Origin of the sequence: Ilumatobacter sp., from assembly GCF_049588435.1 — a bacterium.
In the GTDB taxonomy this organism is placed as follows: Bacteria; Actinomycetota; Acidimicrobiia; order Acidimicrobiales; family Ilumatobacteraceae; genus Ilumatobacter_A.
In genome coordinates, this window is the sequence record NZ_JBAVYV010000348.1 from 1 (window position 1) to 11,676 (window position 11,676).

Sequence of the window (11,676 nt, forward strand, 5' to 3'; positions counted from 1 at the left end):
CGGTACCGGCGGTGGAGGTGGTGGAGGCGGAGGCGGCGCCACGACCACGGGTGGTTCGGGAGTCAGCGTCGTCGTCGCGGCGGGCACGGTCGTGGTCGGCTGTGGTGCCTCGGTGGTGGTGGTCGTCGTGGTCGACGACGAGCTGCTCGATGGTGCGGTCGTCGACGGCTCGGTCGTGACGGGCGAGGTGGTGGCGACGGTGAGCGACGCGGCTCCGTCGGGCGCGTCGGCGGAGTTGACCATGAGGACGGTCGATCCACCGATCAGGATCAACACCAGCGCGGCAACGGCTGCGATGCGCCCCGCTGCCCATCTGCGGCGCTGTCCGTCGGTCGGTCCCAGGCCATGTCCGTTCGCGATGGAAGCGCTCCGGACCGGAGCGATTTCCGGATCCGGTGGAGGGTCGTCCGCTGAATCAGCGGAACGCGGCGCGAACTCGTTCGGTTCCTGGGGAGGTGGTGTCGTGTCCTGGCGAGTGGGTGTCGTCAGCTCCGGTGGCATCGGCGCGCCGGCCTGTTCGAGCGCGAACGCCGCCCGCCCTCGGAAGGCGAGCGGTGCGAGTGCGAAGGGCACCGCGGCGAACAACTTGGTGGGGTCGGTGTGGCGCCGTCGCTCTTCGCTGCATGCGGTACATGACCGGATGTGGCGTTTGACGGTCGACGCCACGTCGGCATCGAAGCTCGATCCGGTGCGACCGGCGAGGACCGGACAGTGGGGCGATCCCCGGTTCCACAGCAGGAACGCGCCGATCGCGTCGCCCAGCCGGTTGCGGAGCCGGTGCACGAGTTGGTGCGCGTGGTTCGGTGTGACCCCGAGATCCTCGGCCAGTTCCGCCGGTGACAGTCCGTGGCGGAGGTGGAGATCGAGAAGTGACGCGTCGCGCTCGCCCAGCGCTGCCGCAGCGGCCCACAGGAGTTGTTCGCGCTCGTGGACCTCCGCCGCCTCGGCTGGGCCGACCGAGGCCATCGCTGCGACCGGGCTGGGCAGGTCGCGGTCCCGGAGCGCAACGACCGTCTCGTCGTCGGTGGGCGACGAGTGCCCTTCCCGTCGCAGCGCATCCAGCGCTCGGTTGCGGGTGATCCGCAGCAGCCACCCTCCGAAGGCGTTCACGTCGTCCAACCGATCGAGCTGTTGCCAGGCGCTGACGAACGCGTCCTGGGCGACGTCGGCCGCCAACTCCGGACGACGGACGACGCCGCGCGCGACGTTGTACACGCGGTCGTACCACCGCTCGAAGAGCGGGGCGAAGGCGGTGGCATCACCGCCCCGCACCCGCTCCACGAGGGCGGCATCGGTGGCCGGGTCCATCGTGTCAGGCTCTCACGAATCACGCGATGTGGACAGGGGTACCGACCGGCAACCGATCGATCAGCTCGTCGATCACCTCGTTCGGGAGTCGGATGCACCCGCTCGACACGTCGTTGCCGATCGAGCCTGGGTCGTTGTTTCCGTGGATGCCAATCTGTCCGATCCCGCCGATGAACTCGTCGAGCACGTCGGAGTAGGCGGAGATGCCGAACGCATGCGCCCCCCACACGCTGCCTGCGTCACCGGTCGCCAGCTTGTCGGTGATGAAGTAGGTGCCGGTCGGTGTCGGGCGGTCGGGACGACCGACCGCGATCGGCCATTCTCCCGCCGGCTCGCCGTTCTCGCTCAACCGCAGGGTGCGGGTCGCGATGTCGATGTGGATCTCGGCGTCGACGGGCTCGAGTCGGACGTCGGCCTCACGAACCCAGCCGGTGAGGTCGTTGGGCCGGACCGGGACGAGGACCTGGACCCAACCGGGCGTCTGATCGAGCACCCCCACCACGGTGGGTGTGCCGAAGGCGGTCATCGCGGGAAGCGAGGCCACCTCGGCGCCGTCGGGTGCCGCTCGCACGACCAGTTGGTCGACGAGCGACACGCCACGGAACGCCGTGGGCTCGGCGTGGGGATCGATGTCCGCAGCGGTTGTCGGCGCTGCATCGGTCGACGTCGGTTCGGGGATCGGAGCCGACGTCGGGGCCGTGACCGTGGCTGGAGCGGTGGCTGGGGCCTCGGTCGTGGAGATGGCGGTGGTCGTGGCCGGGTGGGTGTTCACGGCGGACTCGGTCCCGGCGCCACCCCCGCCACAACCGGCGATGGCGGCTGTGGCGAGGACGATTCCGAGGAGCGCCCGTGTCGGTCGGGGAAGGTTTCGGGTGACGGACATCGTGGATCAGGCCGTGAACGTCGGGGTCCGGGTGCACACGTCATCGAGGGTGCACGGCTCGGGCTCGGGCTGCGGGTCCGGGTCGGGATCCGGATCGGGCTCGGGATCGCCGCCCCCGTCTCCGCAGTCCTGGACGACGGGGTCGCACGGGTCATCGGTGAAGCTCCCCGGTCCCTCGGGAATCGGAGTCGGGTCCTCGGGGTCGCCGCACGGGCCTTCGGCCGGGTCGCACGGGTCGTCGGTGAGGTCACCCGGCCCCGGAGGAATCGCCGGGTTCAGTTCCGGATCGGGGTCGGGCTCCGGTTGTGGGCAGATGTCCGTGGCGGGGTTGCACGGGAGGACGACGACGATCTCGTCGATCGTGCCGGGGAAGGCCGGTGACTCGGCGAGTGCGGTGGATCCGCCGAAGCCGAGGGTTGCGATCGTTGCGATCGCGAGTGGGAATCGGGTGAAGTGGAGCATGGCTGCTGTCCTTTCGTCGTGCACCCGGTCGTTCCGGGTGTCGACGGTCCTGACGCACGACCCGGCGATCGCCTTACACCCCCGCAAGAATTTTCTTCGCGACCCGTGTCAACTGCGGTCAGACCCCAGTTGACACGCGGTCAGGCGGGGTAGGGCGTGTCGCCGACGTCGGCCTGCACCCGCGCCAGTTCGGCGCGCAGTTCGGCGGTGATCGCCTCGGATCCGGGTCGTCCGGCGAGGTTGTCGACCTCGAGCGGATCGGCGACCAGGTCGAACAGTTCCCACTCGATCGGATTCGCCGGACCGCGTGCCCCCGGCTGGTCGAGGGGGTCGTTGTAGTAGCAGATCAGCTTGTGGGTGCGCGTCCGCACGCCGTAGTGGGCGGGGCAGGCGTGCGCACCGTCGTTGTGCATCCAGTACCGGTAGTACATCGAGTCGGGCCAGTCCGCCGGATCCTCCCCGCGCAGCACCGGCGCGAACGAACGGCCCTGCACGTGGTCCGGAATCTCCAACCCGCACAGGTCGAGGATCGTCGAGGCGAAGTCGACGTTGGTGACGATCTGATCGGACGTCGATCCCGGCCCGATCTGGTCGGGGTAACGGATCAGGAGTGGCATCCGGAGCGACTCCTCGTACATCAGCCGTTTGTCGAACCAGCCGTGGTCGCCGAGGAAGAAGCCCTGATCGGACGTGTAGATCACGATCGTGTCGTCGGTCAGGTCGTGCTCGTCGAGATAGTCGAGCAGGCGGCCGATGTTGTCGTCCATCGACGCGACGACGCGGAGGTAGTCCTTGATGTAGCGCTGGTAGCGCCAGTCGATCTCTTCGTCGAGGGTCAGCCCGTCGGGCACGGTCGACTTGAGATCGATGATCGGGTCGAGATCGAGCATCTTCATCCGCACGGACTGGACGACGTCGGCCCGCCCGGCGAGATCGTCACGGAACGTGTCGGGGAACGGGATCTCGACGTCGTCGTACATCGTGAAGTGTGCGGCATCGGGCTCCCAGGTCCGATGCGAGGCCTTGTGGTGGCAGAACAGCGCGAACGGCCGCTCGGTGTCGCGGTCATCCAGCCAGTCGATGCAGTCGTCGGTGATCAGATCGGTCACGTATCCGCCTCGCTCGACGATGCCCTGCTCGGAGTCGATGAACACGGGGTTGTGGTAGTGGCCCTGGCCGGGGAGGATCCGCCAGTGGTCGAACCCGGTCGGGTCGTGACCGTCACCGTGACCGAGGTGCCACTTGCCGAACAGCGCCGTCTGCCAACCCGACGCCCGGAGGTCCTGGGGAAACGTCCAGAGCGAGTTGTCGAGGTGGGTGTCGAGCGTGGTCACGCCGTTGACGTGGTTGTAGGTCCCGGTCAACATCGACGCACGGCTCGGCGCGCAGATCGAGTTGGTACAGAACGCCGCATCCATCCGGATGCCGCCCTCGGCGATCCGATCGAGATGCGGCGTCGTGTTGATCCGGCTCGAGTACGCCGAGATCGCATGTGCGGCATGGTCGTCGCTCATGATGAACACCACGTTCGGGCGGCGTGTCGGCATGATGTTGTTCTACTCCACCCGGACCGATCTGCTCGTGGGCCCGACGGGCAAGTAGGATCTCGTCACGTTCCACCCAGCGAGTCGCACAGGAGCGTGCATGCCCGTCACCGTCGTCGTCGGAGCCCAATGGGGCGATGAGGGCAAAGCCAAAGTCATCGACCTGCTCTCCAAGGAGCACACGTTCGTCGTCCGCTACCAAGGCGGTCACAACGCCGGGCACACGGTGGTCGTCGACGGCGAGAGATACGCGCTGCAGTTGATCCCGTCGGGCGTGCTGTACGAACACGTCATCCCGGTGATCGCGAACGGCGTGGTCGTCGATCTGCCGACGCTGTTCGCCGAGGTCGACATGCTCGAGAGCCGGGGAATCTCGTGCTCGGAACTGAAGGTCTCCAGCAGAGCCCATCTGATCTTCCCGTGGCACCAGGCCCACGACGCGATCGCCGAGGCGATGCGCGGCGACGACAAGATCGGAACGACGCTGAAGGGGATCGGACCCGCCTACGCCGACAAGGCGCGGCGTGTCGGGATCCGTGCCGGCGACGTGATCGACCCCGACCGCTTCGCCCGGCTGGTCCGCGAGCGCGCGACGGCGGAGAACAAGCTGATCTCCGAGGCCGGCGGCGAACCGCTCGACGTGGACGAGACGGTCGCTCACTTCCGTGATCTCGGCGCGCGGCTCGCACCGTTCGTGTGCGACACGATCGGTCTGCTCCACAACGGGCTCGCCCGCGGAGCGCACGTGCTGCTCGAAGGCGCCCAGGCCACCTTCCTCGACCTCGACCACGGTACGTATCCGTACGTGACCTCGTCGAACCCGACCGCTGGTGGCGCGTGCGCCGGGTCGGGGCTCGGCCCCCGTGACATCGACCGCATCGTCGGGATCACCAAGGCGTACACGACACGCGTCGGTGCCGGTCCGTTCCCGACCGAGCTGCTCGACGACGACGGTGAGACCCTCGGTCGCGTCGGCAAGGAGTTCGGCACGGTCACCGGACGAGCGCGGCGTACCGGCTGGCTCGACTGCGTCATGCTGCGCCACGCGGTGCGCCTCAACTCGCTCACCGAACTGGCGTTGACCAAGCTCGACATCCTCGACGGTTTCGACAAGGTGAAGATCTGCACCGCCTACCGTCGCGACGGAGAGCTCGTCGAGGACTACCCCGACCGCTCCGACATCCTCGCCGAGATCGAGCCCGTCTACGAGGAGCTCGACGGTTGGGGCACCGCGCTCAGCGACACGCGCGAGGCCGGTGAACTTCCGGCGGAGGCGAAACGGTTCCTCGACGTCGTCGAACGCGAGGTCGGTGTTCCGATCAAGGTCGTCGGTGTCGGCGCCGAGCGTGACGACTACCTCGTCTGGGGTGCGGAGTGATCCCCCGGTATTCGACGCCGGAAATGGATGCGGTGTGGTCCGAGCCGGTCCGCTTCGGACGCTGGCTCGAGGTCGAACTGCTGGCCACCGAAGGGCACGCCGTGGCCGGTGTCGTTCCACAGGAGGCTGCCGAGATCTGTCGGGCGAAGGCGCCGACCTCGGACGACGCGTTCGTCGAACGGATCCTCGAACGTGAACGGATCACCGACCACGACGTCGCTGCATTCGTCGACACGGTGCAGGCCGAGATCGACGACCCTGCGGGTTCGTGGATCCACTACGGGCTCACGTCGTCCGACGTCGGCGACACCGCCCTGTGCTGGGCGATGCGCGACGCCGCCGACCTGATGATCGACGCGTCGACCGATCTGATCGCGACGCTGGTGCGGATCGCTCGGGAACACGCCGACACGGTCATGATCGGTCGGACCCACGGCATCCACGCCGAACCCACCACGTTCGGGGCGAAGGTCGCGCTGTGGGCGCTGCAGGTCGATCGTGACCGCGAGCGCCTGCGGACTGCTCGCGACGCGGTTGCCGTGATGAAGTTGAGCGGTGCGGTCGGGACCTACTCGAACATTCCGCCCGAGGTCGAGGCCTACGTCGGTGATCGGCTGGGCCTCACCCCCGTTCCGGCGACGCAGGTCGTCGCCCGTGACCGCCATGCCCAGTTCCTGTACGCGTGTGCGTCCGTGGGTGCCACCTGCGAGATGGTGGCGGTCGAACTCCGTCACCTGCAGCGCACCGAGGTCCGCGAGGTGCAGGAGGGGTTCAAGCCGGGACAGAAGGGTTCGTCGGCGATGCCGCACAAGCGCAACCCGATCTCGGCCGAGACGATCTCGGGACTCTCGCGAGTGTTGCGCGGGAACCTGTCGGCCGGGATGCAGGACGTCGCCCTGTGGCACGAGCGGGACATCTCACACAGCTCGGTCGAGCGCGTGATCCTTCCCGACTCCAGCCAGTTGGCGTACTACGTGATGCGTCGACTGCGTCGGTTGCTCGACGGCCTGGTCATCCTGCCCGAACGGATGCAGGCCAACCTCGACGCGAGCTACGGGCTCGTGTTCAGCCAACCGGTGTTGTTGTCGCTCGTCCAGGGCGGAAAGACGCGGGACGACGCGTATCGCATCGTGCAGCGCAACGCGATGCAGGCGTGGGACGAGGGGATCGACTTCCGCTCACTGCTCGAGGCCGACGACGAGGTCGACAACTCCGTATTGGACGACGCGTTCGACCTGCGGCGGAGCCTGTCGAACCTCGATCTGGTGTTCGCTCAACTCGATGCGTTGACCGTGTGACGGGACGGGCCAGCGCGTGACGGGTCGGTCAGACCCGCGCCGTCACGATTGGTTCGAGCGTGAAATCCCGGCTCGTTTGAGCACGCTCGCCGGGACCCCGACATCACGCCAACTCGCGTACGAGATGTTCTTGCGGCTGCTGTAGCTGTCAGCAACGGTGACGAAATCGTTCTCACGTGCGGTCATGTCGATGGTCTTGGACATCGTGTCGAGTTCGGCCTCCAGGTCGCGACGCTCCTGGATGAGGAGCAGCTCGTCCATCGGGTTGGCATCGGCCAATTCACCGGTGATCGCATCGAGTCGTTTCTGCACCGTTTCGGGGGTGCGCTTCCGCCCACGCTTGGGTTTTGTCGCGCGGAGCCCTTCGAGGTACTCGCGTACGATCCGGCCTTCCGTTCGGCCCTTTGCGAGGGCAGCCTTGTGCTCGACGGACATCGCTTGCTCTTCGGTCATTCCCGAAGTCTAGGACGACGGTCATTCAAGGCAATAGCGTGCACGGGTAATGTTCGAATTGTCTGCACACGGACCCGACGTTCACGTCGGTGTCGGACCGCAATACCCCTGGGGCGGTCTCTACGGAGGCCAGATCGTGGCGCAGGCATTGCGAGCTGCGACGCTTTCGGTCGACGAAGGACTCGAGCCGCACTCGATCCGCGCCTATTTCATTCGTCGTGGCGACGCCTCCGAACCGGTTCGCTACGAGGTCGATCGGATCCGCAACGGTCGGTCGTTCGCGACGCGGCGGGTCGTTGCCCGCCAGGCGGTGGGCGCGATCCTGAACGCAGAGAGTTCGTTCCAACGCCCCGAGTTCTCGGCCGAGTTGCAGACGGTCGAAATGCCCGACGTCCCACCGCCCGATGTGCTCGAGCAGGAATCGTGGTCTCCCGCGTTCGAGCGCGCGTCGGTGCCGGCCGATCGGGTGGTCGACTGCCGCCGCGACGGCTCGGGCCGGACGGTCGCGTGGATGAAGGTCACCGAGCCGATCGGCGATCCTCAGGTCCCGGCCGCACAACTCCTCCACCGCTGCTGGCTCACGTTCCTGTCCGACGATCTGCCGACCGATGCCGTCCATCGCACGCACCCGATGTCGATCGGCACGGAGGGCGACGACCATCTCTTCGCCGCAAGTCTCGACCACACGATCTGGTTCCACCGTCGCGTCGCCGCCGACGAGTGGCATCTCCACGATTTCTCGTGCCTGCATTTCGTCGGCGGACGTGGGCTGGCACTGGGCCACATCTTCTCGGCCGACGGGATACACGTGGCGACGATCGCGCAGGAGGTGCTGATGCGCGACACTCGCGACCGTGCGTGACGAATCTGCGGACGCGGTCAGCGTCTTCGACATCTTGAAGATCGGCATCGGACCGTCCAGCTCGCACACCCTCGGACCGTGGCGCGCCGCCGAACAGTTCGTCGACGGCCTCCGCCGGGACGGACGGCTCGACCGAGTCGCCCGGGTTCGTGTCGAGCTGTTCGGCTCGCTCGCGAAGACCGGCCGGGGCCACGGGACCGGAATCGCGTTGATGATGGGCCTGTGCGGCCACGACCCGGTGACCTGCGACACCGCCGAGGTCCAACGGTTGGGTCCCGAGGTCCTCGACTCGGGTCGGCTGCTGGTCGGAGGGGTCCGCTCGGTCCCGTTCTCGCGCGAGCACGATCTCGTGTTCGACGGCGCGGTGACCCTGGCGGGTCACCCGAATGGGATGCGGTTCGTGGCGACATTGGACGACGGCGCGACCGTCGAGCAGGTGTCGTACTCACTCGGCGGCGGATTCGTCGCGCACGAGTCCTCCGACGAAGCGACCGGCGGACCGAGTGGTCCATCGAGGACCCAGCCCGTCGTCGAGTTGCCGTACCCGATCGGGTCCGCCGCCGACGTGATCACGTGGGGAGCCGAGACGGGGACGATCGCCGAACTCGTCCGGCGCAACGAACGGGTGTGGCGTACCGACGCGGAGATCGACGCCGGCCTCCTCCGGATCCGTGACGTGATGCGTGACTGTGCATTTCGTGGGGTGTCGACGACGGGAACACTGCCGGGCGGGCTCGATGTCGCCCGGCGGGCCCACGGCCTGCACGAATCGCTGATGGGCCCGGTGCGCGCCGCGGATTCGGACGAGTGGTTCGAGGGGGTGCGGCACGCCGACCTCGGATTCGGTGACACCGTGCGTTTCGTGAGTTGCCTCGCGCTCGCCGTCAACGAGGAGAACGCCGCGTTCGGACGCGTGGTCACCGCGCCGACCAACGGCGCGGCCGGCGTGATCCCGGCCGTCCTGTTCCATCATCTCGCGCAACTCGATCACGAGCGCTGGAGTTCGTCGGACATCGACGAGTTGTCGGTGAGCTTCCTGTTGGTCGCCGCCGAGATCGGGTCGATCTTCAAGAAACGCGCCACGATCTCGGCCGCGATGGGCGGCTGTCAGGCCGAGATCGGAGTGTCCTCCGCCATGGCGGCAGCCGCGCTGACCGAATGCCACGGTGGAACGATCGGCCAGTCACTGATGGCCGCCGAGATCGCGATGGAGCATCACCTCGGGATGACCTGTGACCCGATCGGTGGGTTGGTGCAGATTCCGTGCATCGAGCGCAACGCGATGGGAGCGATCAAGGCGATCTCCGCGGCGCACCTTGCGTTGACGGGCGAGCCCGCACTGGCGCGGGTGACCCTCGACGACGTGATCGACACGATGTGGGCGACCGCGCAGGACATGAGCGAGAAGTACAAGGAGACGGCGGAAGGCGGTCTGGCGAGACGGATTGCCGTCAGCGTCGTCGAGTGCTGACATCGTGCACGTCGGGCGCTCGCGCCGGATCGGTGACGGATCGGCTCGCGTTCGGGTTCGGTAGGTTCGTGTGCGATGAGCAGTGACCTCCCCGCACTCCCCCCGACCCTCGACCGGTTGCGTGCACACGTGATCGAACACTCGGTCAAGACGGGCGAGTTCGTCCTGAAGTCGGGAGCGACGAGCAGTTGGTTTCTCGACACCAAGCAGACAGCGTGCCGCGCCGACGGGATCATCGCGGTCGCGGATGCGATCGTGGAGATGTTCGGCGACGACCTCGCCGACATCGACGCGATCGGAGGCCTCACGCTCGGTGCCGACCCGATGGCGTACGGCGTCGCCGCGGTGCTCGCGACCCGCGGCGTCGAGCTGCGCAGCTTCAGCGTCCGCAAGGAAGCCAAGCAGGGAGGGATCACCGGCCGGATCGCCGGGGCACTCCGCCCGGGCGACCGCGTCCTCGTCACCGAGGACACGACGACACGGGGAACGTCGCTGATCGAAGCCGTCGACCAGATCGAGGCGTACGGAGCGTCCGCGGCGTTCATGAGTGTGATCGTCGACCGTGGCGGAACCTGCGCGGCGATGGCCGCCGAGCGTGGGATCGACTACCGGCCGCTGCTCGGTGCACCCGACCTCGGCTTCGGCTACGGGACGTGACCAACCGCCGGCGCTGACCACCATCACCGACGTCGTCGGATCGTTCCGTCGCCGTTCTCGAAGGACGGTCGCAGCGTCTACGGTGCTGTCGTCTCGGCGTCGGATCGGGAACGGAGACCGTGCGCAGATCGCGTCGGTCGGAGGGGACTGGCGATGGAGAACTTCTGGCGGAACACAGGGGTACGGCTCGGCAAGCACTGGAAGGTGGTCGCTGTCGTCACGACGGTGATCACCGCGGTGCTCGCGCTGGGTGCCACGAAGATCGAATTCGCGACCGGCCAGGACAGCTACCTCAACCCCGACTCGCAGATCGCGATCGACAACGTCGAGTTCCAGGACGACTTCGGCGGCGAGACGATCATCCTGCTGTTCTCGGCCGAGGAGGGCTCCGACATCAGCGACCTCTTCGTCGGTGACAACCTGACGAAGCTCCAGGACATGAGCGAGGAGATCGCCGCCGTGGAGGGGGTCTATTCGACCGTGACCCCGTACACCTCGCTCGAGTACAGCTCGTCGCTCGTCGGAGGCCCGACCGGTACCCAGGCGCTCACCTCGGCGGTGGGTCGTGACGAGGCCGGAGCCGAGGCGCGGAACGCGGACATCTCGATCGCGCTCGCGCGCCGCGGTGCGGTCGGTCCGGACTCGGAATGGGTCATCGGGAACCCCGGCTGGAACGAGGTGTTGATCTTCGACAACTCGGGATTCGCGCTCGACGATGCCGGTGATCCGGTGCCGCCCGCCGACGAGGATCTCGTCATCCGCAAATCGCTGCAGAGCACCTTCCCGAACGTCGAGGGCGGCCCGGTCAACGCGACTGCGGTCGGGGGTGTCGTTCTCCAGGGCAACGCCAGTCTCGACGAGCTCACCGAGTCGACCAACGAGGTCGTCGAGATCCTCGAGAAGCCCGAGTACGAGTTCGACGGATTCGAACTCACCGTGACCGGGTCGCCGATCTACCTCGGTGAGATCAATGACTATCTCAAGGGCGGGATGCTCACGCTCGGCCTCGCAGCGCTCGTGGTGATGGCGATCATCCTCGCCGTGATCTTCAAGGTGCGGTGGCGGCTGCTTCCGCTCCTCGCCGTGATCATCGGAGTGATCTGGGCCTTCTCGCTGCTCGGCCTGATCGGAATCGACCTGTCGCTCGTGACCATCTCCGGGCTTCCGATTCTCATCGGGCTCGGCATCGACTTCGCGATCCAGATCCACAACCGCGTCGAAGAGGAGGTCGTCCTCGACCGCGAGGTGCACCCGATCTCCGAATCGCTCGCCAACGTCGCGCCCCCGTTGATCGTGGCCACCATCACCGGGGTCATCGCGTTCCTGGCGTTGCGGATCTCCAAGGTGCCGATGATCCGTG

Annotated in this window: 11 protein-coding genes; 6 read left to right on the forward strand and 5 right to left on the reverse strand. The window is 67.3% G+C overall.

The window, feature by feature from the left end:
- The 4 genes from WBV89_RS13575 to WBV89_RS13590 form a co-directional block, all read right to left on the reverse strand.
- Positions 1-1,308: RNA polymerase sigma factor (locus WBV89_RS13575; RefSeq protein WP_423981888.1), on the reverse strand; the 1,308-nt coding region annotated here is incomplete at its 3' end.
- A gap of 19 nt (positions 1,309-1,327) precedes the next feature.
- Positions 1,328-2,191 carry a L,D-transpeptidase family protein gene (locus tag WBV89_RS13580; protein WP_423981889.1) on the reverse strand — a complete coding sequence of 288 codons (864 nt, stop codon included), beginning with the start codon at positions 2,189-2,191 and terminating at the stop codon, positions 1,328-1,330.
- A gap of 6 nt (positions 2,192-2,197) precedes the next feature.
- Positions 2,198-2,653, reverse strand: a complete 456-nt coding sequence (locus WBV89_RS13585) for a hypothetical protein (protein WP_423981890.1) — start codon at positions 2,651-2,653, stop codon at positions 2,198-2,200.
- Between the two features lie 140 nt (positions 2,654-2,793).
- Positions 2,794-4,167, reverse strand: coding sequence for a sulfatase family protein (locus tag WBV89_RS13590; RefSeq protein ID WP_423981891.1), 1,374 nt, complete (start codon positions 4,165-4,167; stop codon positions 2,794-2,796).
- 130 nt (positions 4,168-4,297) lie between these two features.
- Here WBV89_RS13590 and WBV89_RS13595 point away from each other — a divergent pair, with 130 nt between their 5' ends.
- A complete protein-coding gene (locus WBV89_RS13595) occupies positions 4,298-5,575 on the forward strand; it encodes an adenylosuccinate synthase (RefSeq protein WP_423981892.1) in 1,278 nt (425 codons plus the stop codon).
- Positions 5,572-6,873 carry an adenylosuccinate lyase gene (gene purB, locus WBV89_RS13600; protein WP_423981893.1) on the forward strand — a complete coding sequence of 434 codons (1,302 nt, stop codon included), beginning with the start codon at positions 5,572-5,574 and terminating at the stop codon, positions 6,871-6,873. Before WBV89_RS13595 ends, purB begins: the two co-directional genes overlap by 4 nt.
- A gap of 42 nt (positions 6,874-6,915) precedes the next feature.
- Here the strand turns inward: purB and WBV89_RS13605 are convergent, their stop codons facing one another.
- A complete protein-coding gene (locus tag WBV89_RS13605; RefSeq protein ID WP_423981894.1) occupies positions 6,916-7,326 on the reverse strand; it encodes a hypothetical protein in 411 nt (136 codons plus the stop codon).
- Between the two features lie 49 nt (positions 7,327-7,375).
- On the opposite strand from WBV89_RS13605, the gene WBV89_RS13610 reads away from it, so the two are divergent.
- The 4 genes from WBV89_RS13610 to WBV89_RS13625 all read left to right on the forward strand — a co-directional run.
- Positions 7,376-8,188 (forward strand): acyl-CoA thioesterase, encoded by an 813-nt coding sequence (locus WBV89_RS13610; RefSeq protein WP_423981895.1) that lies wholly within the window; start codon positions 7,376-7,378, stop codon positions 8,186-8,188.
- Positions 8,181-9,659: an L-serine ammonia-lyase gene (locus WBV89_RS13615; protein ID WP_423981896.1), complete on the forward strand. Its 1,479-nt coding sequence runs from the start codon at positions 8,181-8,183 to the stop codon at positions 9,657-9,659. Before WBV89_RS13610 ends, WBV89_RS13615 begins: the two co-directional genes overlap by 8 nt.
- Positions 9,660-9,734: 75 nt before the next feature.
- Positions 9,735-10,316 carry an orotate phosphoribosyltransferase gene (pyrE, locus tag WBV89_RS13620; RefSeq protein ID WP_423981897.1) on the forward strand — a complete coding sequence of 194 codons (582 nt, stop codon included), beginning with the start codon at positions 9,735-9,737 and terminating at the stop codon, positions 10,314-10,316.
- 153 nt (positions 10,317-10,469) lie between these two features.
- On the forward strand, positions 10,470-11,676 hold a 1,207-nt coding region (locus tag WBV89_RS13625; RefSeq protein ID WP_423981898.1), incomplete at its 3' end, for an MMPL family transporter.